Raw genomic sequence first — 24,536 nt, forward strand, 5'->3', positions numbered from 1 at the left:
ATCACCCCGATCGCGCTGGGCGCCTGAACAATCTCGGGCTCGCTCTGCAGAACCGGTTTGAACGGACGGGCTCGATGACGGATCTGGACGAGGCCATGGAGTCGAAACGTGCCGCTGTAGCAGCCACGCCCGCCGATCACCCCGATCGCGCTGGGCGCCTGAACAATCTCGGGCTCGCTCTGCAGAACCGGTTTGAACGGACGGGCTCGATGACGGATCTGGACGAGGCCGTGGAGTCGAAACGTGCCGCTGTAGCAGCCACGCCCGCCGATCACCCCGATCGCGCGATGTACCTGAACAATCTCGGGAACGTCCTGCGGATCCGGTTCGAGCGGGCAGGGACGGTGACGGACCTCGACGAGGCAGTGGAGACTGGGCGTGCCGCAGTGGCGGGCACACCCGTCGATCATCTCGATCGCGCTGGGCGCCTGAACAATCTCGGGCTCGCTCTGCGGGATCGGTTCGAACGGACCGGAATGATGACGGATCTGGACGAGGCCGCCGCCGCTTGGGAAGAGACGCTCAGGCTGGACGTTGCAGCACCGTCGCGGCGGATCAGGGCAGCGCGCAACGCGGCCGGACCAAACATCCGCCATCTCGCTGAACTTCGATTCGCGGAGGGCTTCGGTAGCGGCGTCGCGGTCGGATTGCGGTGTCGGCCATCGCGTGCACGAGTTCGGCGAATGCCCCTGCCGGTATTTTGATTTCGGTCGACCGCCCTCGCGCTCGGGCTCCTCTGAGCGCGCACCGGGCCCGCGGGTGCCGTTGCTACCGTGGGCAGATGAGCATCCTGCGCACCCGCCGGGCCCGGCTCACGCCCGGTGACGTCGGCATGGCGACGGCGGGCCGGCGGCGCACTCCGGGGCTGCGGCGCGAGGAGGTGGCGGTGCTGGCCGGGGTCAGCGTCGACTACTACGTCCGTCTGGAGCGTGGCCGTACCCCGAACGCCTCGGCGTCGGTGCTGGAGGCCGTCGCCCGCGCGTTGCGGCTCGATCCCGCCGAGCGGGCCCACCTGTTCGACCTGGCCGAACCAGGCCGGGGTTCGGCCGTCGGCGTCCCGCGCCGCCCCAGCGGGTGCGGCCCGGACTGCTGCGGGTCCTGGACACCCTGACCGACACCCCGGCGATGATCCTCGGACACCGGCTGGACGTTCTGGGCGCCAACCCGCTCGCCAAGGCCCTGTACACCGACTTCGACGCCCTGCCGAGCCGCGATCGCAACCTCGCCCGGTTCGTTTTCCTCGACCCCACCGCGCACGACCTGCTCGCCGACTGGGAGACCGCCGCCCGTGGCACGGTCGCGGCCCTGCGGCTGTACGCGGGCCGCCATCGGCACGACCCGCGCCTGAACGAACTGGTCGGTGAGCTCTCCGTGCGGAACGAGGACTTCCGCCAGTGGTGGGCAGATCACGACGTCCTGCAGTACACCCACGGCCTCGAGCTCTACCGCCACCCCCTCGTCGGCGAGTTCATCCTGGCTTACGAGTCACTCACTCTCCCTGACGACCCCGACCAAGCCCTCTACCTCTACACCGCAGAACCCGACAGCCCCTCCGAACACGCTCTCCGGTTGCGGTAGCTGGTCAGCCTCCACGCGGCCACTGTCCAGATCTGAATAGTTCGGTCTCCGCCGTTGAAAAAGCTGGGCGCTCGCCCACCTCGAAGATGGGCGAGCGCCGGTCAGGGTGTCAGGCGGTGACGTGCTCGCTCACCGATTCCTGTTGTGCGGCAACTGGTTTCGGCATGCGTGCGCCGAGGCCGATGAGTCCGGCCAGCACCGCGACGGCCGCGGTGACGTACCAGCTGCGGTGGAATGCATCGAGGGTGGCCTGTTGTCCGGTGGGGGAGCCGAGGGTTGCGACCAGGATGGCGACACCGATGGCGAGGCCCAGTTGGCGTGACATGCTCAGGACTGCCGAGCCGGTGGCGAAGCGCTGTGGCGGCAGACCCGCGCTGCCCGCGGCAAAGGCGGTCGGCAGTGTGAGGCCGACGCCGAGGCCGCTGACTACCATGCCGCCGAGCAGCCCGCCCACATAGTCGGGTTCCAGGGTGATGGCCCGGGCCCACCACACCATGCCCGCCGCGAACAACACCCCGCCCGCGGCGATCACCGGACCCGCACCGACGCGGCCGATGAACCGGCCCGCGAGTACCGCGACGAGCGGCACCACCAGTGGTCCGGGCGCGATAGCCAAGCCGGTCTTCAGCGCCGTCCAGCCCCACACGTTCTGCGCCCACAGCACCACTGAGAGCAGCATCCCCGCGAACGCGATCTGGAAGAACAGCGAATTGCCCGCCATCAGTACAAAATTCGGCGCACGCAGCAGCGCCGGATCCACCACCGGACTGTGGTGACGTGCCGAGGAAATCCTGAACGCGACTCCGAACACCACCGCGACCGCGAAGGCGATGAGCACCCCCGCCGACGTCCATCCCCAATCCGCACCCTTCACCAACGCCAGGATCAGTGTCCCGATCGAGCCGATCAGCATGACCGCCCCGAAGACATCGGGGAGTGCGCCGCCGTCCCCGCACACCTGTGGCAGCAGCCGCAGCCCGACCGCGAGCGCTGCCAATCCGATCGGCACATTCACCACAAATACCCAGCGCCAATCGATTTCGACGAGCAACCCGCCGATCACCGGGCCGAGCGCGGCGCCGAGACCGCCGAAGGCCACCCACAGCCGTACGGCCATCGGACGCCGTTCGGCCGGGGCGGCGGCCAGCACCAACCCCAGCGAGGACGGTGTCAGCATCGCCGCGCCGACCGCCTGCAATACCCGAAACGCCACCAGCGACTGCACATTCCAGGCCGCCGAGCAGAGCCCCGACCCCAGTACGAAGATGGCGAGCCCGATCAGGAATGTGGCCCGGTTGCTGCCGCGATCGCCGAGTCGCCCGGCGGGCACCAGCAGCGCGGCGAAGACGATCGCGTAGGCATTGAGCACCCACGACAGGCCCGAGAGTTGGGTATCGCCGAAATCGCGGGCCATATCCGGCAGTGCGACATTGACGATGAACAGATCCAGGCTCGACAGCAGAATGCCGACCGAGACGATGGCCAGCACCACCCGGGAATCGATGGGCCGATCCTTCGATGTGACAAGGGAACTCACGACTATGTCTCCGATTCAGCCGAGCACTCGGCGGGTTTGGCGGGCCGAGGCCAGTAGCGCGCCGCCGCGATCCCAGATATCGATGTCGTCCACCGACCAACCGCCGCCGGTGCTGGCATTGGTCGCGCGGATAAGGGCCGGCTGATGGGTCGGCCGGGTCAGGTCGGTATGCAGATGCATCGAGAACGCCACCGTCGGCACGGCGACCGGCATGGTCAGGGTGGGGAAGAAGGCGGGCGGTAGTGCGTCCGCGAGCACCGCGAGCGTCGCGGCATCGGTCGGCAGCCGTGGCACCAGCGAGATCCACGCGCACATCCACGCCTCCTCCGCGCCGGTGAGCGGCAGCGGCCCCGCGGCCGGGCAGATCTCGAAATGCGCTCCGACGGGCACGATTTCCGGTGGCAGCCGGAACGGCGCACAGTCATCGGGCGCGGGCACCTGCGGCGCGGTGGCCGGCCGGAGATCGGGGACCCGGGTGGGCGTGGTCCGGCCGAAGGTGACCGCCGCGGATGCGATGGATTTTCCCTCTTGATCGGCCATTACCTCGACGACCGCGGTGCTGCGTCCCACCGGATGCGAAGTCGTCCGGAAGGTGAGCACCCCGTCCGCCGGTCGGCCGAGGAACCGCAGATCCAGCGCACGCACCGGGAGGTCGTCGCCGCCCGCGCGCCGCGCGACCTCGACCAGGAGTCCCGCGATAACACCACCGTGCGGGCCGGTCCAGCCGCGCCAGGTCTTATCGATCTGGGCCCGCCAGATGCGGTAGTCGGTCTCGGCCAAGGCGAACTCGTCACCCAGCCGACTAGTGAGTTGCATCATGAAACGAACCATAGGCCAGTGAGTTCTTTCAAGCAACCGACTATGCTGGGCCCATGCGCAGGACCAGCTTCGACGAGATGAACTGCTCGGTCGCCCAATGCCTGGAGGTGGTGGGCGAGTGGTGGACGCTGCTGATCGTGCGTGACGCGCTCTTCGGCGTGACCCGCTTCGACGACTTCCGCGCGCGTCTGGGCATCGCGCGCAATGTGCTCACCCAGCGCCTGGAGCACCTGGTCGCGCACGACATCATGGTCAAGGTCCCCTACCAGGAGAATCCGGTCCGCTACGACTATCGGCTCACGGCCAAGGGCCGCTCGCTGTGGCTCGTCGTGAACGCCATGCGGCAATGGGGCGACGAATGGGCCGCGCCCGACGGTCCGCCGGTGCAGGCGCTCCATGAAAGCTGCGGCAAGACCACGGTGGTCGAACCGGTCTGCGCCGAATGCGGTGAGCACGTGCAGGGGTCCGATCTGCGCCCGGTCGACGGCCCTGGCGCGGGCGGGCACTCGATACTCCCCGCCAGCCTCCAGCACACCCACTGAGTGCCACGTCCATTAGGCTGCGGCGGTGGCGGATGGGCGAGTGGAGAAGCTGATCGACACGGTCGCGTGGGTGCGCATCGAAAGCGGGCGCATTCTGTGCGCGCGCCCGAAGGGCAAGGACATCTTCTATATTCCGGGCGGCAAACGCGAGGGGACGGAATCCGATCTGCAGACGCTGTTGCGCGAGATCGAGGAGGAACTGACCGTCGCGCTGGTCCCGGAAACCGTCGCCCACTTCGGGACCTACGAGGCCGCGCTGCACGGACCCGCCACCGATGTGATCGTCCGAATGAGTTGCTACACCGCCGACTATCGCGGCACGCTCGCGGCCAGCAGTGAAATCGAAGAGGTCGCCTGGTTCTCCTACGCCGACCGCGCACTGGTGCCACCGGTGGATCAACTGCTCTTCGACGATCTCGTCGACGTGGGTCGATTGGCATGATGCGCTAGCGTGCCCACCGAAGGGATACCGTCGATGTCATGACCACGGTTGGCACACTGTTGCGTTGGGCCGCATACGCGTTGGTGGCGCCGGCGCTCGCCCTCGGCCCCATCGCGAGCCGGTTGCGCGTTCCGCGCCGGATGCTCGCCATCTTCATCGCGCCGCGCGATGCCTTGGCGGTGCGTGCGACTGTGCATTCGATGCTTGCCGTCGCAGTCGGCCTGGTGACCTGGTTTCTGGCCTTTCTGGCCACCGTCGCGGCGGTGCGCGGGGCCTTCTACCCGCTGATAGCGGCCGGCGATCTGGAGCACTCGTGGGGTGGTCCGACCTTGGCCGGAGCCTGGGCGGTGCACGCATTGCTCGGGATCGGCCTGCTGCCCGCGTGGGGTCTATTGCTGGCCGGACTCGGCGTCGTGCAGGTGCGACTCACCCGACGGCTGCTCGGCCGGGACGGGCCGTGGTGGCCACTTCCGGTATCGCTGCTGTTGACAGTCGGCGGCGTACTGCTCTTCATTTCCTGGCTGCACCAGATCTGAGATTGCCGACCCGTCGAAATGTGACGACCGCTACTGCCGGCTGGTGCGGTGGTGAATCATGCTGCATCGCCTACTCATTCCGACTGTGCTCACGGTGATCGCGATCGCCGGGGACATGGCCTTGGCGTTCAGTATGAAGCCCACACGGGGTCCCGGTAGTTTTCGCCGAAAATCAGGCGGATATGCCGTAATCGGTTGGTAGAGAGTGGGTTTCGTGCGGCGACTCGGGTGGGCTATATCCGTGGTGTGGGGCCGCTGACGATGCGGTGGATGGTGGAGCGGCCGACACTGTATTCGTCCGCGAGGCGGCAAGGTGCGCGGAACACCCTTGACCAGGGCTGCGATCGCCACGTCGTGGTGTTCCGTTGGCGGATCGGCCAACGGAACACCTCTACGCCCAGCGACGTCGTTCGTACTTTGGTCGGTAAGGGCGCGCATTGCTGCGCCGCCCTCCTCTCGAGTCGCGACGGGATGGCTTCGTGTCGGACACCGCCGCAGGAGAAGAAGGGCCTCCGCGACATGCTCGCCACCTGTCCGAAGGCGGCGCGCTAGACGGACGAACGGCTCACGATGCCGTCTGGGCGGACCAGTAGTGTCCCGTAGGGCCAGTCGGGCACAACGTGTACCGGAACGTCGGCCGTCACGGCGGGATCGGCGGTGAGTACGCACCATTGCGATCCGACGAGGTCCAGCGTGGATACTCCGTCGCGCACCCACATGTGCGGTAGGCGCGAGCCTGGCGACCCGTCGAGGTTGCGGGTGACGTCTTCGGTGGAGGGGAGTTCGGTGCTGCCGTACCGGTAGCCCATGTGGACCACCGGTGCGTTGATCGCCCCTGCTGCCTTGCGTGCCTCGGCCATGTCCTTGCCCCAGTGCAGGGACGGATTGTGGAACCGCAGGTGTGCCTGCTCCATGGTCATCAAGGCCACCGGATGGCGTTCGGTGTGATATGTCTCCACCAGTTCTTGCCCGGCGTCACCGCGCAGGACGTGTGCGAGCTTCCATGCCAGATTGTGTGCGTCGGCGATGCCGGAGTTCAACCCGAACGCGCCCGAAGGTGGGATCGCGTGGGCCGCGTCGCCAACCAGAAAGACTCGTCCGACGGAGAGTTGGTCGGCCACCTGGCCGCGGCCCCGGAACTTCAGCACGCTGCGGATGTTCACCTCGACCGATGGGTCGCCGAGCGCGGTGTGGATGAGGTCGGGCGTCGGCTCCGTGTCGAGGGGAGTGAGGAACACCCATTCGCGTTCGCCGTCGACGGTCACCAGCAGGCCGGGCGCGTCCGGATGCTCGATGTGGCACATTGCGAACGGCTGTCGCGGATGCAGATCCGCGTCGAATAGGACACTTGTCGTCTCCGGACCCATCGCACCGGGACCGGTGACCCCAATACCCAGGACTTGCCGCACCCGGCTGCGTATCCCGTCGGCCCCTACCAGGTAGTGCGTGCGCACGATGCGCCCGTCGGACAGTGTCGCGGTGACGCCGCCGGGGTCCTGCTCGAACGAGTCGAGCGCTACGCCGAACTCCACCTCGCCCGCCCTGGTGATCAGCACACGGTCGAGTCGGCTCTGTGCGCAGGTGCCGCGGATCCGGGCCGGTGTGTAGGTGAGCTCGGCCGCGGTTTTCACCTTCCATTCGACGCCTTCGGTGAAGTCGGCCTCGGCGAGCGTGCGCCCCGTGATCTTCCCCGCCTGCAGGTCGACCGCGGCCTCGTTGACCGCGCGCTCCAGGCCGACCTCGCGCAGGATCTCCATCGACCGCGACCCGATGCCGTTAGCCCTGGGGTGCGGCGATAGCTCCGGCTTCGCCTCGACAACGAGGGGTTTGATGCCGTGGTGGCGCAGCAGCACCGCAAGCATCAGCCCTACGGATCCGCCGCCTGCGATTAAAACGTCCGTCGAGACAGTTTGCCGATTCATTGAAACTCCTTCGATACACCGACTTGCTCGATACAGCGTATCGAATCATGCGATGTATCGTCAGAGCATGTTGGTGTGGGAAAGACCGGAGCCGCCGGACCGACCGGCGCCAGGCCCATTGAGTAGGGAACGGATTGTGCAAGCGGCGATCCGGCTGGCCGACGTGGACGGACTACCGGCGGTGTCGCTGCGCAAGGTTGCCGCCGCACTGGATGTCGGGCCGATGCGGCTGTATGGCTACATCGCCACCAAGGAGGAGTTGCTCGACCTGATGGTCGATGCGGTCTACGCCGAGATCCGGCCGGCCGGAAAAGGTTGGCGAGAGGTGCTGCGCTCCCTTGCCGAAACCACCCGACAGGCCGCTCATCAACACGAATGGCTCGCCGACCTGATCGGTGGGCGGCCCCAGCTCGGGCCGCACGCGCTGGCCAGAGGGGAGGCTGTGGTGGCCGCAATGGGCGGCGTCGATGTGGACACCGTGATGCCGGTGGTCGACGCGGTCAATGCGTACGTGGCCGGCGCGGTGCGCCGGGAGATCACCGAGCGGCGCGCCGAGCGGGCCACCGGGATGGACGAGAAGCAATGGCAGGCCGCCTTCGGGCCCTATCTGGAGCGAACCTTCGCCACCGGCCGATTCCCCGCGCTGTCCACGGTCATACGCGACGCCACCCACCTGGACGCCGACGAAACCTTCCGCACCGGCCTCGATTTCCTCCTCGACGGCATCCAAGCCCACATCGCGAACTGACACGCAGCCGAGGGACCAGACGAGCGTCGCCCATGGCACCGGCTCGGCGCTGACACCCAGCCCGCATCGGCAACCAGCCGACCAGCAACCCATCCGCACTGCGCGCGAAACCATCGAATCACCCTCTAGCAGGGATATGCCCAACTTCGTTGGATTTTCGGCGATTACCACCGGGACCGTGAACCTCGGAAAGGGATGTGCGGGAGGAGGTGTCCCGTAGCAATCGCGCGAAGAACAACGGATATGGCGTAGCCGCTGGCCAGTGGGTGCGGTCCGCACCCTCGTCCGCGCCGGGTGGTGCGGCCTACTTCGGAGCCTGGAAGCCGCCGATCTTCTGCTCGAGCAGTTCGGCCAGCCGTAGCGGGGTGCGGTCCTCGAACATCGGACCGATGAGCTGAACTCCCACCGGCAGGCCCTCGGGTGACCGGCCCGCTGGGATGGCGGTGGCGGGCAGCCCGGGCATGGTGGCCAGACCGGCCCAGACGAGCTGGTCGACGTACGGGTACTCGATGCCGTCGATGTCGAGGCGGCGTTCCTCTGGATTGGGGTTGTGGTCGTGCGAGAACGCGGGAATTGGCGTGATCGGACTCACCACGGCATCGAATTCGGCGAAGAGTCGCCGCCAGCCGTGGCGGTGCAGTTCACGGTGGATGTCCGCCTCGATCCAATCGCGGTGGCTCAGGACCATGCCGCGCAGCCGCGCCGCGTCGAGACCCTGGTCGTCCGCGCTCAGTCCGGCGGCGCGGGTCTGCAGCTGCTCGTACGCCTCGGCAGGAATGCGCGCGCCGGCGTTCGAAAACACCAACTGCGCGTAGAGCGTCGCGGCCTCGGTCAGATCGGGCAGCAGCGGACTGTGCCGCTCGACGCGAGCCCCGCCGTCGACGAGCGCCTCAGCGACCCGGTTCACCCCTGCCCGCACAGCGGACCCGGTCGCGATGAGCGGATGCTCGTCGAGGACCAGGACCCGGAAGTCGGAGAGCCGCTGGTGGCGTGCGGGCGGCAGCGTCAAGTCGTAGGCGACGCCCCGTGTCAGCGGGTCCGGTCCCGCCATCACGTCCAGCAGGAGTGTGAGGTCACGGGCCGTGCGCGCCATCGGACCGCAGACGGCGAGGTCGCCGTCGGCCGGCAACGCCGGTGCGGGCGGCGGCACCATCCCGCGGGTCGCCACCAGTCCGAATGTCGGCTTGTGTGCGTAGACACCGCAGAAATGCGCTGGGTTGCGCAGTGAACCCGCGAGGTCGGAACCGATCGACAGCGCGCCGAATCCCGATGCCAGCGCCGCCGCTGATCCGCCGGAGGATCCGCCCGACGTGCGCTCGTGATCCCACGGGTTGTTGGTGGTGCCGTAGATCTCGTTGAAGCTCTGCCAGTCTCGCAGCATGAACGGCACGTTGGTCTTGCCGAGAATCACCGCGCCCGCAGCCTTCAGCCGCGAAACCTGTACCGCGTCCTCGGACGGCACATAGTTCCGGTGCATCGGCATGCCCCAGGTCGTGGGCATCCCGGCGATGTTGTACGACTCTTTGACCGTCACAGGAATACCGAGCAGCGGCCGGTCCTCGCCGCGGGCACGCGCCTGGTCGGCACTGCGTGCGGCGGCCCTCGCGCGGTCGAAGTCCGGCACACAGATCGCGTTGATCACCTTGTCGTCGCGCTCGATACGGGCGATCGCCTCGTCGGTCAGTTCCACCGAGGTCACCTCACCGGCACGCAACGCGGCCGAAAGCTGTTCGGCCGCCAGAAAGCTCCACTCCATGAATCCGAACCTACCGGCCTGCCGCAGGCGCTCGACCCCACACAAGTCCGCCCGCATCCGCCGGAAAGTCGGAACGGGCCACCTGCACCGGCAAAGTCACGCCCTCGTTCTGCCATCGAAGACTGCCAACCCCAGGTCACGGCGTCGGCAGTCGGCTGACTCCGCCAGCGCAGGCCATGAAATACCGTTTCGCACAACGGGATAGATATCTCACTGCTCATCATCGTGATGTGCTGCGGCAGTCTGCAATTCGGCCAGAGATGTGAACGGATCGAGTCGGTTATCGGCTGGCAGCCCATCCGATGATCGGGGTCAGGGCCGATCGGACTCGGAATCAAGTCGGGGACAGGAGGGTTTCGGCGACGGTCCGTATGTGGGCCAGGTAGATGGCGCGGGTGCGCGGGGTGGCGTCAATGCGGGTGAGGGTGCCGCGGGTCAGGGCGTAGCCGATGGTTTCGGCGACGATTCGGGTCGGGACGGCGGGGGAGATGCGGCCTGCGGTGCGGAGGCGTTCGAGGTAGCGGGTGAAGCGGCGGATGGGGCGTTCGGCGATTTCCTGAGCGAGGGCGGCGACGCGATCGTCCACGGCGCCGCGCTCGTCGATCAGGCGCAGCATGGGTCCGGCATTGCGGACCGCGGCGGCAAAGGCATCGATGGTGGCGGCCAGCATTTCCCGGGGGTCGTCGGTGTCGATATCCGGTTCCTGGGCGGCGAGAAAGTCATCGCGGACCTGGGCGGCGAGGGCGAGGAAGATTTCGTCCTTGGAAGCGAAGTAGACGTACATGGTCGCACGGGAAACGCCTGCGGCGGCGGTGATATCGGCGACGGTGGTTCGATCGTAGCCGCGCTCGGCGAAGACGCGGGCGGCCGCGTCGAGCAGGGCGCGGTGGCGGTCGGTATGCGATCTTTCCCGCGCCGCGCGGACCGCCCAGGCTGCCTGAGTCATGCGCTCATCGTCGTTGACATTGACGTCAATGTCAACGCAGACTGTCGGCATGCATGTGGTGGTGGCGAACAGGGGTGAGGTGGCGGTCCGGGTGCTCCGGACTGCCCGAGAGCGGAATTACGCAACCCTGGCGTTGTATACCGGCGACGAGGCTGCGGCCCTTCCGGTGCGTCTGGCCGACGAGGCGGTCCAACTGCCCGGCGTCGGAGCCGCCGCCTATCTCGACAGCACCGCCGTGGTCGCCGCCGCGAAGTCGGCGGGTGCGGGTGCGTTGGTGCATCCCGGCTACGGATTCCTCAGCGAGAGTGCCGATTTCGCCGCGGACTGCGCGGCAGCCGGGCTGGTTTTCGTCGGCCCCTCGCCCGAGGTGCTACGCACCTTCGGCAACAAACTGTCGGCTCGGGATGCCGCGCGGCAGGCCGGGGTTCGGGCACTGCCCGCGACGGCACTCGGCGCGGATCCCGCCGAGATGGCCGCATTCCTCGCCGCCCACCCCGCCGGTGTGATGCTGAAGGCCGCGGCCGGTGGTGGCGGACGCGGCATGCGCGTGGTGCGCACGGCCGACGCACTCGCCGAAGCACTCGACCGCTGCCGGGCCGAAGCCCGCGCCGGTTTCGGTGACGACACTGTCTACGCCGAGGCACTGGCCGCCGACGCCCGACACATCGAAGTGCAGGTCATCGCAGATGGCGACCGGGCCATCGCCCTCGGCGACCGCGACTGCAGCGTCCAGCGCCGCCACCAGAAACTGATCGAAATCGCCCCGGCTCCGAATCTGTCTGCCACATTTCGGAAACGACTGCACCGCGACGCCATCCGGATCGCCGAATCGGTCTCCTGTCGCGGAGTGATCACCGTGGAATTCCTGGTCACCGGCGACGACGCCTGGTTCCTCGAGGTCAACCCGCGTTTGCAGGTCGAACACACGGTCACCGAAGCGGTGACCGGCGTCGACCTGGTCGCGGTACAACTCGATCTCGCGCTCGGTGCCGGACTGAATGATCTCGCGCTGGATGCCGAGCCACGCGAACTCGTGGAAGCTGAGCGCAGGGACTTTTCGCCCGCACACTCGGCACACGATCACGCAGGCCGCTCCCGATGGTCGGATTCTGAACACGGCGTCGCGAACGTTGCGCAGCACGGCCAACATGCGCAGACCGACGGCCTAGTGGATAGTGCCGGGCCGAATGTAAACGGCGCCGTGGGGCTTGCCGGGATCCGCGGGTTTGCGGTGCAGGCGCGGGTCAATGCCGAGATGGTAACGGCGGGTGGGGACTTTTTGCCGAGTACCGGTGTGTTGACGGAATTCGCCGCGCCGACCGGAGTGGGGGTTCGGGTGGATACCGCGGCGTTCACCGGGATGCGGCAGGGCGCGCGGTTCGACTCGCTGCTGGCAAAGGTCGTCGCGCATGGACCCACGTATTCGGCCGCAGTGCGACGTTGTTCGGATGCGCTGGCGGAAACGATGATCACGGGCGTCGACACCAATGCCCGTCTGTTGCGTGCCGTGCTGGATCAGCTCGCCGATGGTGCCACCGTGTCCACGTCGTGGTTCGAGGAACATATCGGTGAACTCGTCGGTCGGACAGGCGATTACGAACCTGTCGTGGTTGGTCAGGACCGGGCGGCGGACTCCACGCGCAACCGGTCGGCGGTCGATGCCGTGCTGGACGGTGATGAGCAGGGGATGCGGTCGCCGATGGGTGCGACGGTGGTGAGTCTTGCAGAGCAGGGCAGTGTTGTCGCGGCGGGGGCGGAAGTTGTTGTGCTCGAAGCGATGAAGATGCAGCATGTGCTGCGAGCGGAGCGTCCACTCCGGGTGTTGCGGCATTTTGTGGCGGCGGGTGCGACGGTTGATCCACACGCATTATTGCTGAGCTGGGCCGAGGCCGACCACGATGGCCCGGCCGTGGATATCGAGGCCATCGACCTGGATGCGATACGCGCCGATCTGGCCGAGGTTCGGGAGCGGCATCGAATCGGGCTGGATGCGGGTCGTCCGGCGGCCGTTGCGAAGCGGCACCGGTTGGGTCGCCGCACGGCCCGGGAGAACATCGACGACCTTGTCGATGCGGACAGCTTCCTCGAATACGGTGCCCTGGCTGTCGCCGCACAGCGACTTCGCCGCAGCCCCGAGGATCTGATCGCGAACACCCCGGCGGACGGATTGATCGGCGGCGTCGCCACCATCAACGGGGACGTATTCGATGCGGAAGCCGCTCGCGCACTGGTGATGTCATACGACTACACCGTGCTGGCGGGCACCCAGGGCATGCGCAATCACGCCAAGACCGACCGGATGCTGGAACTGGCGCACGAACAGCGGCTGCCCGTGGTGTTCTTCACCGAGGGTGGCGGCGGGCGACCGGGGGATACCGATCACTCGGGCATCTCCGGCCTCGATGTGACCACCTTCCGTGCGATGGGTGCGTTATCGGGTCGAGTTCCGTTGATAGGCATCGTGTCCGGGCGGTGTTTCGCGGGTAACGCCGCTCTACTCGGTATGTGCGATGTGGTCATCGCGACCCCCGATGCCAATATCGGCATGGGTGGGCCCGCGATGATCGAGGGCGGCGGACTCGGTGTGTATGCACCCGAGGACATCGGCCCCATCGATGTCCAACGGCGCAACGGTGTCGTCCACATCGTCGCCACCGACGAGGTCGAGGCGGTTGCCACTGCCCGCCGCTATCTGTCGTATTTCCAGGGGCCGCTGCGGGATTGGGCAGCACCGGATCCGCGTGTCGCCCGGCATGCCATCCCGGAGAACCGACTGCGCGCCTTCGATATCCGTGCGGTCATCGCAGCGGTCGCCGACGTCGACTCGGTACTCGAACTGCGTCGCGACTGGGGTGTCGGTGTCGTTACCGCGCTCATCCGAGTCGAAGGCCGCCCGTTCGGTCTCATAGCCAATGACTGCCACCACCTCGGCGGTGCGATCGATGCCCCCGCCGCCGACAAGCTCAGCGCTTTCCTGCAACTGTGTAACGCCCATGGCCTGCCGATCGTATCGCTATGCGACACACCAGGTTTCATGGTTGGCCCGGAAGCGGAGAAGGAAGCCACCGTCACCAAGTTCAGCAAGCTGTTCATCGACTCCGCCGCACTGACCGTCCCGCTTGGCACCATCATCATCCGCAAGGGGTACGGCCTCGGCGCACAAGCGATGGCAGCTGGCTCGTTCCGCGCCCCGCGCTTCGTCATCGCCTGGCCCACCGGCGAAATCGGCGGTATGGGCTTGGAGGGTGCGGTCCGCCTCGGCTTCGCCAAGGAACTCGCGGCCATCGAGGACCCCGCCGAACGCCAGGAAGCCTTCGACAACCTGGTCCAACTCGCCTACGCCAACGGCAAGGCCCTCACCGCCGCCACTGTCCTGGAACTCGACGATGTGATCGACCCCGCCGACACCCGACGCTGGATCCGCACCCTGTGCTGAACCCGTCTACCCGAGCGCCTCATTCACGGCATCGACTAGGTTGCGGGCGCGCAGATCCGGTGCGCCTTCGATGATGTAGTTGGTGACATAGGCGAAGGCGATGCCGGTGTCCGGGTCGGCGAAGCCGAGGGATCCGCCGCGGCCGGGGTGGCCGAAGGAGTTGGGGCCGCCGAGGGCAAAACCCGCAGTGGGAAGCATGTATCCGCTGGCATAGCGGTCCTCTAGCATCATGACGCGGTCGATGCCGCTGGCCTGTTCGCGCGTTGCGGCAGTGCGGGTTTCGGGGGTAAGCAGGCGGGCGCCGTCGACCTCGCCGATGGTCGCGGCGTACAGCCGGGCGAGACCGCGTGCGGTGCCGATGCCATTGCTGGACGGAATCTCCGCGGCATGCACCGCCGGATCGTTGAAATCGATATCGGCCGGATCGGTGACCTGGAAGGCGCGATTGACCAGTGCCTCCGGATCGCGCATCGCGGCGACCATCGGCCGCAGCTCCTCCGGGATGAACTCCTCCGGCACCGACGCCACATCGACCTTGGGTGCGAACACAAGTCGGCTGACGCGGTGCCGTTCGGCCTCGGGCAAACCGATGAAGAAGTCGATACCGAGCGGCGCGGCGATCTCCTCGGCCAGAATCCGCCCGACGGTCCGCCCCGTCGCCCGCTGGATCACCTCACCGACGAGCCACGCGAACGTTCGCCCGTGGTATCCGTGCGCGGTACCGGGCGCCCAGTTCGGCGCCTGCGCGGCGAGCGCATCCACCATCGGCCCCCAGGTCAGCGCATCCGCCAGCGGCACCGGCTTGTCCAGCGCCGCCAGCCCCGCCTGATGGCTCAGCAACCAGCGCACCGGAATGTCACCCTTACCCGCCGCCGCGAATTCGGGCCAATACCGCGCGACCGGCGCGTCCAGCTCGAGCTCGCCACGCTGGGCCAGCAGATGCGCGACGGTCGCGGTGACCCCCTTGGTCGCCGAATAGACCAGCTGCAGCGTGTCGCGCTCCCACGGCCGCTCACCCTCCGGATCGGCCAGCCCACCCCACAGATCCACCACCGGGTCACCATCCCGATACACGGTCACCGCCGCGCCGACATCCCCCTGCTCGGCGAAATTCGCCGCGAACACCTCACGTACCGCCTCGAACCCCGACGCGACAAAACCATCGATCACCATGCCCCCCAGCATGTCACGGGTTGCACACCGCCCGCCGTACGAGCATGCCAGCTCTGCCGCTCACAGTCTGTCCATCAGCCGACCGCAGCCTCGACGTCCCTGACGAACAGTCCAGCGACCTCATACCAGCAAGGCGATAAGACTCGGGCACTGCTCACCTGCGCAATCCCGATCGGCCTGCCATTCGTGCTGCTGGTGCTGCTGCAGGCGGCACACGCACCGGATTCGATCTCGGCCGCCATCCGATCAGCCTGCTGGGCTCGGCGGCGGCCATGCCCGAGAATGGTCAGCGGCTGCGACGTATCTGACGAACGGTGCCACCGGGGTGCCGTCACAGCGGAGGAGTTGTCATGAAGTACATGATCCTGAGCTACGGCTCGCAGCAGGACTACGACGGCATGGTCGGCAGGGAGACCGGCAAACCGGCGTGGAGCGCCGAGGAGTTCGCCGCGATGGCCGAGTTCATGGGCAACCTCAATAAGAAGTTGGAGGAATCCGGTGAACTGGTCGAGACCCGAGGTCTGGCCCAGCCGGTGCACACCCGTCGGATCACCACCAAGAACGGTGCGCCATTCGTGACCGACGGGCCCTACGCCGAAACGCAGGAGGTGCTCGCCGGATACTGGATCGTCGAATGCGAGAGCTTCGACCGCGCCACCGAAATCGCGGCCGAACTCAGCAAATGCCCGGCTCCGGCACATATCGCCGAGGCGGCCTATGCCGATGTCCGGCCGATCCAAGAGTGGGCACCCGAATTCGGCTGAGCCCTTCGATGTCGGATACCCAGGTGGAGGATCTGCTGCGCATATCCGCGCTGCAGGTCCTCGCCGCGCTGGTGCGGCGATACGGACAGCGCTACCTGCACGCACGCGCGGCCCGCCGCGCACCCGACGAGCGCGGGTGGGTAACGATGGAGTGATGCTGATCGTGGTGGACGCCGCGAATGTCGTCGGCTCGCGGCCCGATGGTTGGTGGCGCGATCGCGCCGGTGCGGCCCGGCGCTTACTCGTGCGGCTGCGCACATTGGCGCATCCGGCGGAGGTGGTCGTCGTGCTGGAGGGCGCCGCGAAGGCCGCGGCGTCGGAGGAGTTCGAAGGTCTGCGTGTGGTGCTCGCGCAGGGTTCGGGAGATGACGCGATCGTCGAGGTCGTCGCGGCGGCGGTCGATGAGGACAGCGACCGGCCGATCACCGTGGTGACCGCCGACCGCGGACTCCGCGCTCGACTCGAACCGCTCGGCGCCGAATCCGTCGGCCCGCGCTGGCTGCTCGAACGCATCGGGCCCTAGTCGGTCGCGACTGGTAAACAGGGACAATCGTCGCCGAATCCGGAGGTCACCCGTGCCCGACCAGCTCGAAGATCTGCCCTATGCGCGTTTCCTGACGCCGCTCGAGGGGGCGCTCGAGCCCGAAGGTGACTACGACTGTGTGCACGTCACCGGTGCCGATATGGATGACGTCGAGGCCGGCAACGGGCGCTTCAACGAAACCGTCTTCACCTCGCTCGCGATCAACCGCGGCAGCCTGCGCTTCGCCCGATTCACCGATGTCTGGCAGCGCAATGTGCGCTGGGTCGGCACCGACCTGTCCGACACCTCCTGGCAGGACGTCGAACTGATCGCCGGTGCGCTGTCCGGTGTCGATGCGGGCGGTGCAAACTTGCGTCGGGTGCGGTTCGAGGGCTGCAAATTCGACTCGGTGAACTTCCGCAGAGCCAAACTGCGCGAGGTGCAATTCGTCGATTGCGTCCTGCGGCACACCGATTTCGGTGAAGCCGAACTGACCAAGCTGAGCTTCCCCGGCACCACCATCGAGGGCCTGCTGATCAACCGCGCCCGACTGCAACAGGTCGACCTGCGCGGTGCCGCCCACCTCAATATCGCCGAGGGCTTGGACGCGCTGCGCGGCGCGACCATCACCCCGCTCCAGTTGCTCGATCTGGCACCCGAATTCGCCCGATCGATCGGCATTACCGTCCGCGACTAGTGCTGCTTGCGGTGCGGCACGAACTCCAAGGTCAGCAGTGCCGCGGCCGCCAGCAGCACCTCACGCCAGCGGATGAGCACGAATCGCTGATCCGACATCGAACGGAACTTGCGCAGGAACCGGTACAGCGACTCCAGCCGGATCAGCGGATCGCCCAGATGCACGAGCACGTAGATCAGCTTCCCGATCCGTGAGCGCTCCTTCTCGGCGAACAGTTCGGGAAACGGCGCGAAGGCCAATGAGATCCGCTCGATCCCCTGTGCACGAGCGTGGTCGACGAGATCGATGACCATCCGCTCGTCCAGTCCGTTCGGGGCGTCCTTGCGCCGCCACGGCACATCCAGGCTGAGTTCGCGCCCGCGTCCGGAGACGCCGTAGCGCTGGAAGCCCGCGACGCGCCCGTCCGCATCCCTGGCGAGCACCAGCAGCATGCCCGGATTCCGGCCGTCGAGCAGGTGGTCGAGGATCATCGAGAAGCCGCGATTCTGCCGACCGGTCTTCCACGAATCGACAATGTCGAGCATTTCGGCCCGCAGCGGTTCGGTCAGGTCGGTCTCGTTGATGACCTCGGTGGTCACGCCGAAATTGCGGGTGCGACTCACGGCCTGGCGCAGGTTCCGGAAGGTCCGCCCGACCATCGCGAACGTACCCACATCGATGACCACATCGCGTCCGACCGGTATCGCGCGCAGCCCACGGTGCTCGATCGCCCGATATCGCCACAGCTCCGTCAGATCCGGACTGGCACCGAGCACCGCGATCCGCCATCCGTGATTCGCTGCGAACTCGGAGAAATCCGAGAGCAGTCCCGGGAAAGCATCCCGTTCACCGATCGGATCACCGGCGACAACCGCGATACCGAAGCGGGCCCGATAGCCGATCGCCGCAGTCGAATTCGTGTTGAAGTAATAGGACTTCGACGAGTGCAGCGCGAATGCGGCGAGCGGATCGCGCTCGGTCCGTCCGACGAGTTCGGCCACGCGGTACAACTGCTCGGGCTGCGGCCGACTCGCCTGCGGCAGCATCAGGATGAATCCGGTCGCGGCCAGGAAGACGAACCCGAAGCCGGGATGTGAAGCACGATAGGCGGCATTGGCGGCCGCGAGGACGAAGACCGCGATGGTGAAATGTGGCAGCGTGATCGGGCGGCGCAGATGCAGCCCGCGCACTACGAAGAGTCCGGCGATGGAGATGGCGATGAACCAGCCGTGGTCCTGTCCGGGCGTGGCGCGGCCGGCCTCGTAGACCAGTGCGACGCTCATCAGCAGCAGCGCGATGGAAATGATCGGCCGCACCGCCGATGTGGTGCTGATCGAGGCATCGCGGTATACCGCGAGTGTCGAACTGCGCGCTGTTGTTTCCCGTCCTTCAGCCACGCCCGTACCCCCCTAGGCTGATCGACGCGGTGCGTCCGAACAGGTTCCCCATGTGGTCCTCCCGATGATCCTGTACATGTAACTGTATGCGGAACATGGGATGACGGCTCGAACATTCCTGGCGCACCTGGATCACCGGGCGGCGATGGCGTTCGGTCGGCTACCGCATCGGGCCGTCGGGGCGGGATGAGTTGTTGCGCCGTGACCCGATGGACGCTGCCGTGAAGTACGGATAACGACCGGATCTCGGGTGGCCCAGCCTCCGCGAATGCTCAGTCCAACACCTTCACGACCGGCCCGGCAGCTCGGACGACGAGGCGATGTACGGACACCGGACCTGCTCCAGCGGTCAGCCTGCACGCTATCTATCGTCGATAGCTATCGTTCAGCTAGTCACGTGTCGATCACGTTTTGCGATTTGGCGGGAAGATTCGTTCGTCTGAGACGGCGTTCAGGATCTATAGACAACAGTGTTCATAATTGATTATCGTCTTGGTCCATGACGAAGTTCGACGGCAAGAGCTGTCTGGTCACCGGCGCGGCAAGTGGGCTGGGGCGCAGTACGGCGCTGGCAGTGGCCGCCAAGGGCGCGTCGGTAATCCTGACCGATATCGATGGCATCGGTTTGCAGCGTACTGCCGACGATGTGCGCGCGACCGGTGGTGTCGTGCATCTTGCCGAACGCGCCGATGTCAGCGATTACGACGCGGTGGTCGCCCTGGCCGCGAAGGCGCATGCCGAGGTCGACAGCGTCGACATCGTGATGAATGTGGCGGGCATTGCCACCTGGGGCACGGTCGATCGGCTCACGCACAAGCAGTGGCGGCGCACCATCGATATCGATCTGATGGGTCCCATCCATGTGATCGAGGAGTTCGTACCACCGATGATCGAAGCCGGTCGCGGCGGGCATCTGGTGAATGTTGCCTCGGCCGCCGGACTTTTCGGGCTGCCGTGGCATGCCCCCTACAGCGCGGGCAAATTCGGCTTGCGCGGCGTTTCGGAGGTGCTGCGCTTCGATCTGCGTCGGCACCGGATCGGCGTCAGCCTGGTCTGCCCCGGTGCGATGGCGACACCGATGGTGGACAGCGTCGATATCGCGGGCATCGACCGGCAGGCGGCGGCGGTGCAGAAGGGCGTCGCGCTGTTCATGCGGCACGCGGTCACTCCGGAGCAGGCCGCCCGATCGGTCGTGCGAGGGGTCGAGCGCGATCGGTACATGGTCTTCACCTCGCCCGATATCCGCGTCGGCTATCTCGCGCAGCGCTACTTCCCGCCCTCCTACAACCTCGCCATGCGCGGACTGAGCTGGGCAATGAGCCGCTATATCGACAAGGAACCCGCGTCGAAGAAGGTCTGACGAACAGGATCCAGCCATCGCCGAGCTGCTGCCGACCGACCCGGGCCATCCCAGCTACCCGAGTCTTCCGCTGGCCGACGCCTAGGGTGTCCTCGCATCCATGCCAGCACAGGTGGACGTACCTGCTCTGGATGGCGTTCTACCCGTTGCCTTTGCCGCGGCCCTCTTCGAAGACGAAGAGTGGTTTGGGGCCGTGTGCGGGTGTTTCGGCGAGCGAGATGGCTTCAGTGAAGTGTTCGAGCGGAAACGGCCGGCCTTGGGGGATGCTCAGCACTTCATCAGCGACGAGACCGCGAACCTGGGAGAGCACGCGCAGCGCATCCTGAGGTGAGGTAGCGCTGAACCAGCGGTACAGCCAGAAGCCACGGACCACTTTGGTTTCGTAGATAATCGAGCGTGCCAGCAGCGGGATCGTCAGCGCTGCGGGGTCAGCCTGCCGATGGGTAGAGAGTGCGCCGTAAACTACGACCTCTCCTCCAGGAGCCAATGCCTGGGATACCCGGGCACCCACGTCTCCTGAGACGCAGTCGATGGCCTCGAGCACGCCAGCCGGTCCTGCTATTTCGGCCACACGCTGCATCAGATCCTCGTCCTCGGTGCAAATGACCTCGTCACCACCAAGCGTCTTGATCTCCTCGACGGCATCGCGCCGCCGCACGACATTGATCGTCCGAATGCCTAGATGCCTGGCCAGTTGGATGACGAGCCGGCCGACGGTGGAGCCCGCGGCCGTCTGCAACATCCATTCACCCGGCTGTACGCCGAGTTCGTGAGTCACCAGTAGCAGCGCGGTCAACGGGTTGACGGCGAGTTGGCAGGCACTGGAGTCGCTCAGATGATCGGGAACTGGCAGGAGCCGTCGTGTATCGGCAGCAAGGTATTCCTGCCAAGTGCCGGTCACACCGACGGTTATCACGCGCTCGCCGATCTTCAGCCCCTCGGTATCCGGACCCAGGGCCTCGATTCGGCCCACGCATTCCAGCCCCACCACAGTGGGAAACTCGGGGGAGAAACCGTATCGGCCACGCAGCACGTGCAGATCGCTGGCGTGGATTGGAGTCGCTTTCACGCGGATCAACGCCTGACCGGCCGCTGGCGTGGGAACTGGCCGGGATTCCAGCCGCAGGACATCGGTTGGCTCGCCAACCTTTCCGGCTACGAGCGCGCGCATGGATTGTGGCATGAGCGAACCTTCGACTCTCAGCGCCCGCTAACCCAGGGCGTTCTGGACAGGAACTATGCCGGTGCCGGCATCCTCGTCGGCGACTAGGTTCCGAACTTTTCCTTCTCGATGGAGCAGACTCGTGCGCAGACCGCCGTCGGAGTCGAATCCCCATCTAGGCCTTTGCCGACCCGCTCAGCATGACCGTGTCACCGCGCTGCATTCGTGCGGACTATTGAGGTCCGCGACCAGGATCGATCGCCGCAGCGCACTGGTTCACATTGTGAATCTAGCATTTCGGGCCAGCCGGTTACCTGCGTGAATGACTGGAGAAACGTGATGTGTTCTAGTGCTGGCCACGTGCTGCGATCAGCAGGTGAGCACCCGCACGAACTGTGTCATCCGCGCCGATGAGCTGATCACCGAACTACCCGCACCGTCGTGGCAGCGGCTGTCGGTCGGTGCCCGCGCGCACGGCCCGCGCGAATACGAGCGGGCACGCCGGCCGATCGGCGGCACCTGGGCCCGAGGTCGTGGGCACCGGCTGCTGGGGCGAGCAAACGGCTGCGTGGCCTCGGCGGCGCGCGACGCCTCGGGCACCTTTATCGGCGCCATCGGGGTGACCGGCCGCAGCGCGGCACTCGAACACCGCAGTCTGCACACCGGATTGGTGCGCTCGGTGGATTCACCGCAACGCGAAATGCCTGCCGACCGGTCGGCAGGCCTGTCACTCGGCAAACCGGCGAAGTCCTTCGGTGACGTACGCAACCAATATCCGCGCTGGACGCCGAATCTCGCACCGTTGCTCGACGTGGCCTCGGATTCGGCACCGTAGCTTCCGAATTCGGTGCCGCCAGTGCAATGGGCGGCAAATCCGAATTCCCTGCCGTACTATCGCGATCGGGACACCGGCCGGTTGGACGAAGGGGGACGGTGTTGGAGATTCGCCTTCCGGCAACCATGCGCAGCGGGGGTGCGTGGTTACGGCGCTTCGCCGGGACAACTCCGGGCGCGATCGGCGCGGTGGCCGTCGTGTCCGTGGTGTTGTGTCTGCTCGCCGGATCGACCTCGGCTGATCAATTGAGCGGCAAGATCGCCCGACGCGATGCGGTATTGGAGCGCACCGAACCGCTCGCCTACGCCGCACAGACCTTGTACGTCGCGCTCTCGGCCGCCGACGCGTCGGCGGCCACGGCGTTCCTGTCCGGCGGCATCGAATCACCGCAGGTGCGCGGGCAATATCAGCAGGCGCTCGCGGATGCGGCTGCCGCGCTCGCGGAGGCCACGACGGGTGCTGCCGATGAGCGGACCCGAATGATCGTCGCGCAGATCACCGCCGACCTGCCCGCCTACACCGGCCTGGTCGAAGCGGCACGGGCGAATAACCGGCAGGGCTTCCCGGTCGGATCGTCGTATCTGCACGAGGCATCGCTGGTGATGCAGAACTCGTTGCTGCCCAACGCCGAAAAGCTCAGCAAGGACCGACTCGCGGCGTTGCGCCACGATCAACACGATGTCGGCGCGCTGCCGTGGACGAGCATCGTGCTGTTGGTGCTGGTGCTGATCAGTTGTGGCGTCGGCACTCTGGTGTTGCTGCGCCGCACCAATCGCCGGATGAATATGGGTGTCGCGGTCGCCGCGGGGGCGACCGCCGTGACGCTGTTGTGGATCGTTGGTGCGACGAGCATCGCCTCGGCCGCACTCGACACTGGCAAATCCGGGGCGACCAGCCGCTTCGAGACCCTCACCCAGGCCAGGATCCTGGCCCAGCAGGCACGCACCGATGAAACCCTGGCGTTGATCACCCGGGGCGATATCACCGTCAGCGAAACAGATTTCCGCAAGCACACCACTGAACTGTCCGATCGTTTGGCGACCGTGACCGGATCCGATTCCGAGGCTTCGCGGAGTCTATTGGGCTGGACCGCCGGACATGCCAAACAGCGTGAGGCCTACGAGGCGGCGAACTATCCGGCGGCCGTCGCGCAGGCGATCGGCACCGGCGCGGAGAATTCGGCGACGCTGTTCGCGCAGTTGGATGTGACATTGCGCGACAACCTCGGTCAGCAGCGCCAGCAGTTGCGCGACGGAGTCGACTCGGCGGGTGCGGCATTGGCGCTCAGCCCCGCGGGGACGCTGGTATTACTGCTGTTCGCCGCCGCCGCGGTAGTCACCGGGCTGTGGCCGCGGCTGAAGGAGTTCTTGTGAGGCGGCGAGTTCTATTGCAGCGGAAGGGTTTTGCGAGGGCGCGGCTGATAGTGGCCGCGACCCTGGTCGGTACGAGCGCACTGGTGAGCGCGTGCGGTTCCAGCACCCCGGTCCCCGGAAGCACGAAGGTGGGCGCGGTCGACCCACAGCCCGACCTCACCGAGATCACCACGCCGGCGCAGTCCGAGACCAGCGGCAATTGCGGCGACCCCGAGCTCACCCTGCGTCCCGGTCCGCTGCCGAGTCCGGGTGCGATGCCGCCGGGTTCGCCCATGGCGGCCATTGCCGCCAATGGCAAGTTGCGGGTCGGCGTCGATCAGAACACGTATCTATTCGGCTTCCGCAACCCCACCACCGGTCAGCTCGAGGGCTTCGATATCGATATCGCGCGGGAGATCGCCAAGGCGCTGTTCGGCGATCCGGACAAGATCGAATTGCGTTCGGTCACCGCCGCCGAGCGAATTCCGGCGCTGCAGAACAAGCAGGTCGACCTGATCGTGCGCACGTTCTCGGCAACCTGCGAGCGACGGCGCGACGTCGACTTCTCCGGTGTGTATTACCGTGCGACCCAACGCATTCTCGCCGCGCGAAACTCGGGTATCCGCTCCGGCGCGGATCTGGGTGGCAAACGGGTATGTGTCACTCGCGGGACCACTTCGCCGGGACCGCTGTTCAGCCTGCCGAAGCGGCCGACCGTCCTCGGCGCATCCAATTGGACCGACTGCCTGGCGGCATTGCAGCAGGGCCATGTGGACGCGATCAGCGCCGACGATCCGATCCTGGTCGGGCTGGTGGCCCAGGATCGGAATCTGGAGATCGTCGGCGAGGTCATCGGCACCGGCGCCTATGCGGTCGGTATCGCACAGGGCAATCCGGGGCTGGTGCGCTTCGTCAATGGCGTACTCGAACGCATCCGTGCCGACGGCACCTGGCAGCAGATCTACAACGCCAGACTCGGCGCGCTCGGACCATCGCCGGGACCACCGGATCTCCGGTACAAAGAGTGAGACC

The 24,536-nt window shown here is 66.6% G+C and carries 24 protein-coding genes; 16 read left to right on the top strand and 8 right to left on the bottom strand.

The features are described 5' to 3' along the window. Positions 1–44: 44 nt before the first annotated feature. The 3 genes from ABZW16_RS30200 (at position 45) to ABZW16_RS30210 (ending at position 1,578) form a co-directional block, all read left to right on the top strand. The gene (locus tag ABZW16_RS30200) at positions 45–704 is read left to right on the top strand and encodes a tetratricopeptide repeat protein (RefSeq protein WP_354959510.1); all 660 of its coding nucleotides are present in this window, start codon (positions 45–47) and stop codon (positions 702–704) included. A 77-nt stretch (positions 705–781) separates the two neighbouring features. After that, a complete protein-coding gene (locus ABZW16_RS30205; protein ID WP_354959479.1) occupies positions 782–1,111 on the top strand; it encodes a helix-turn-helix transcriptional regulator in 330 nt (109 codons plus the stop codon). Continuing rightward, positions 1,075–1,578 (top strand): hypothetical protein, encoded by a 504-nt coding sequence (locus ABZW16_RS30210; protein WP_354959480.1) that lies wholly within the window; start codon positions 1,075–1,077, stop codon positions 1,576–1,578. Before ABZW16_RS30205 ends, ABZW16_RS30210 begins: the two co-directional genes overlap by 37 nt. Before the next feature lie 109 nt (positions 1,579–1,687). On the opposite strand, the gene ABZW16_RS30215 is transcribed toward ABZW16_RS30210, so the two are convergent. Next, positions 1,688–3,115, bottom strand: coding sequence for an MFS transporter (locus ABZW16_RS30215; RefSeq protein WP_354959481.1), 1,428 nt, complete (start codon positions 3,113–3,115; stop codon positions 1,688–1,690). A 15-nt stretch (positions 3,116–3,130) separates the two neighbouring features. After that, entirely contained in the window at positions 3,131–3,934 is an 804-nt protein-coding gene (locus ABZW16_RS30220; protein ID WP_354959482.1) for a thioesterase family protein, read from the bottom strand. 53 nt (positions 3,935–3,987) lie between these two features. Here ABZW16_RS30220 and ABZW16_RS30225 point away from each other — a divergent pair, with 53 nt between their 5' ends. Genes ABZW16_RS30225 through ABZW16_RS30235 form a run of 3 tightly spaced genes read left to right on the top strand, consistent with a single transcriptional unit; the run spans position 3,988 to position 5,454 of the window. Next, positions 3,988–4,476 carry a helix-turn-helix domain-containing protein gene (locus tag ABZW16_RS30225; protein WP_354959483.1) on the top strand — a complete coding sequence of 163 codons (489 nt, stop codon included), beginning with the start codon at positions 3,988–3,990 and terminating at the stop codon, positions 4,474–4,476. A gap of 25 nt (positions 4,477–4,501) precedes the next feature. Next, positions 4,502–4,918 carry an NUDIX domain-containing protein gene (locus ABZW16_RS30230; RefSeq protein ID WP_354959484.1) on the top strand — a complete coding sequence of 139 codons (417 nt, stop codon included), beginning with the start codon at positions 4,502–4,504 and terminating at the stop codon, positions 4,916–4,918. 38 nt (positions 4,919–4,956) lie between these two features. After that, positions 4,957–5,454: a hypothetical protein gene (locus ABZW16_RS30235; RefSeq protein WP_354959485.1), complete on the top strand. Its 498-nt coding sequence runs from the start codon at positions 4,957–4,959 to the stop codon at positions 5,452–5,454. Positions 5,455–6,002: 548 nt separating this feature from the next. Here ABZW16_RS30235 and ABZW16_RS30240 read toward each other — a convergent pair. Next, on the bottom strand, positions 6,003–7,376 hold the full coding sequence (locus ABZW16_RS30240; protein ID WP_354959486.1) for an FAD-dependent monooxygenase: 1,374 nt from the start codon (positions 7,374–7,376) through the stop codon (positions 6,003–6,005). A 136-nt stretch (positions 7,377–7,512) separates the two neighbouring features. On the opposite strand from ABZW16_RS30240, the gene ABZW16_RS30245 reads away from it, so the two are divergent. After that, positions 7,513–8,124, top strand: a complete 612-nt coding sequence (locus ABZW16_RS30245) for a TetR/AcrR family transcriptional regulator C-terminal domain-containing protein (protein ID WP_354959487.1) — start codon at positions 7,513–7,515, stop codon at positions 8,122–8,124. A 304-nt stretch (positions 8,125–8,428) separates the two neighbouring features. Here ABZW16_RS30245 and ABZW16_RS30250 read toward each other — a convergent pair whose 3' ends face one another. Together ABZW16_RS30250 and ABZW16_RS30255 are read right to left on the bottom strand one after the other, a co-directional pair. Further along, complete coding sequence (locus ABZW16_RS30250) at positions 8,429–9,880, bottom strand: amidase (RefSeq protein WP_354959488.1); 1,452 nt, start codon at positions 9,878–9,880, stop codon at positions 8,429–8,431. Positions 9,881–10,214: 334 nt separating this feature from the next. Further along, positions 10,215–10,826, bottom strand: a complete 612-nt coding sequence (locus ABZW16_RS30255; protein WP_354959489.1) for a helix-turn-helix domain-containing protein — start codon at positions 10,824–10,826, stop codon at positions 10,215–10,217. Positions 10,827–10,854: 28 nt separating this feature from the next. Here ABZW16_RS30255 and ABZW16_RS30260 point away from each other — a divergent pair, with 28 nt between their 5' ends. After that, positions 10,855–14,262 carry a carboxyl transferase domain-containing protein gene (locus tag ABZW16_RS30260; protein WP_354959490.1) on the top strand — a complete coding sequence of 1,136 codons (3,408 nt, stop codon included), beginning with the start codon at positions 10,855–10,857 and terminating at the stop codon, positions 14,260–14,262. Between the two features lie 6 nt (positions 14,263–14,268). Here ABZW16_RS30260 and ABZW16_RS30265 read toward each other — a convergent pair whose 3' ends face one another. Further along, positions 14,269–15,435, bottom strand: a complete 1,167-nt coding sequence (locus ABZW16_RS30265) for a serine hydrolase domain-containing protein (protein WP_354959491.1) — start codon at positions 15,433–15,435, stop codon at positions 14,269–14,271. Between the two features lie 350 nt (positions 15,436–15,785). Between ABZW16_RS30265 and ABZW16_RS30270 the strand changes: the two genes are divergently transcribed. Genes ABZW16_RS30270 through ABZW16_RS30285 form a run of 4 tightly spaced genes read left to right on the top strand, consistent with a single transcriptional unit; the run spans position 15,786 to position 17,419 of the window. After that, entirely contained in the window at positions 15,786–16,199 is a 414-nt protein-coding gene (locus ABZW16_RS30270) for a YciI family protein (protein ID WP_354959492.1), read from the top strand. Between the two features lie 8 nt (positions 16,200–16,207). Further along, a complete protein-coding gene (locus ABZW16_RS30275) occupies positions 16,208–16,354 on the top strand; it encodes a hypothetical protein (RefSeq protein WP_354959493.1) in 147 nt (48 codons plus the stop codon). Beyond that, the gene (locus ABZW16_RS30280; protein ID WP_354959494.1) at positions 16,336–16,722 is read left to right on the top strand and encodes a hypothetical protein; all 387 of its coding nucleotides are present in this window, start codon (positions 16,336–16,338) and stop codon (positions 16,720–16,722) included. Before ABZW16_RS30275 ends, ABZW16_RS30280 begins: the two co-directional genes overlap by 19 nt. Positions 16,723–16,774: 52 nt before the next feature. After that, positions 16,775–17,419, top strand: a complete 645-nt coding sequence (locus ABZW16_RS30285; protein WP_354959495.1) for a pentapeptide repeat-containing protein — start codon at positions 16,775–16,777, stop codon at positions 17,417–17,419. Here the strand turns inward: ABZW16_RS30285 and ABZW16_RS30290 are convergent. Further along, positions 17,416–18,795 (bottom strand): phosphatidylglycerol lysyltransferase domain-containing protein, encoded by a 1,380-nt coding sequence (locus ABZW16_RS30290; protein ID WP_354959496.1) that lies wholly within the window; start codon positions 18,793–18,795, stop codon positions 17,416–17,418. The genes ABZW16_RS30285 and ABZW16_RS30290 overlap by 4 nt on opposite strands. A 499-nt stretch (positions 18,796–19,294) precedes the next feature. Here ABZW16_RS30290 and ABZW16_RS30295 point away from each other — a divergent pair, with 499 nt between their 5' ends. Then, positions 19,295–20,155, top strand: a complete 861-nt coding sequence (locus ABZW16_RS30295; protein ID WP_354959497.1) for an SDR family oxidoreductase — start codon at positions 19,295–19,297, stop codon at positions 20,153–20,155. Positions 20,156–20,294: 139 nt separating this feature from the next. On the opposite strand, the gene ABZW16_RS30300 is transcribed toward ABZW16_RS30295, so the two are convergent. Next, positions 20,295–21,338 (bottom strand): zinc-dependent alcohol dehydrogenase family protein, encoded by a 1,044-nt coding sequence (locus ABZW16_RS30300; RefSeq protein ID WP_354959498.1) that lies wholly within the window; start codon positions 21,336–21,338, stop codon positions 20,295–20,297. 355 nt (positions 21,339–21,693) lie between these two features. Between ABZW16_RS30300 and ABZW16_RS30305 the strand changes: the two genes are divergently transcribed. The 3 genes from ABZW16_RS30305 to ABZW16_RS30315 all read left to right on the top strand — a co-directional run bounded on the left by ABZW16_RS30305 (position 21,694) and on the right by ABZW16_RS30315 (position 24,532). Then, the gene (locus ABZW16_RS30305) at positions 21,694–22,152 is read left to right on the top strand and encodes a hypothetical protein (RefSeq protein ID WP_354959499.1); all 459 of its coding nucleotides are present in this window, start codon (positions 21,694–21,696) and stop codon (positions 22,150–22,152) included. Between the two features lie 98 nt (positions 22,153–22,250). After that, on the top strand, positions 22,251–23,525 hold the full coding sequence (locus tag ABZW16_RS30310; protein WP_354959500.1) for a hypothetical protein: 1,275 nt from the start codon (positions 22,251–22,253) through the stop codon (positions 23,523–23,525). Beyond that, positions 23,522–24,532 (top strand): glutamate ABC transporter substrate-binding protein, encoded by a 1,011-nt coding sequence (locus ABZW16_RS30315; RefSeq protein WP_354959501.1) that lies wholly within the window; start codon positions 23,522–23,524, stop codon positions 24,530–24,532. Before ABZW16_RS30310 ends, ABZW16_RS30315 begins: the two co-directional genes overlap by 4 nt. Positions 24,533–24,536: the final 4 nt, after the last annotated feature.

This window comes from Nocardia sp. NPDC004604 (genome assembly GCF_040609795.1).
Lineage (GTDB): Bacteria > Actinomycetota > Actinomycetes > Mycobacteriales > Mycobacteriaceae > Nocardia.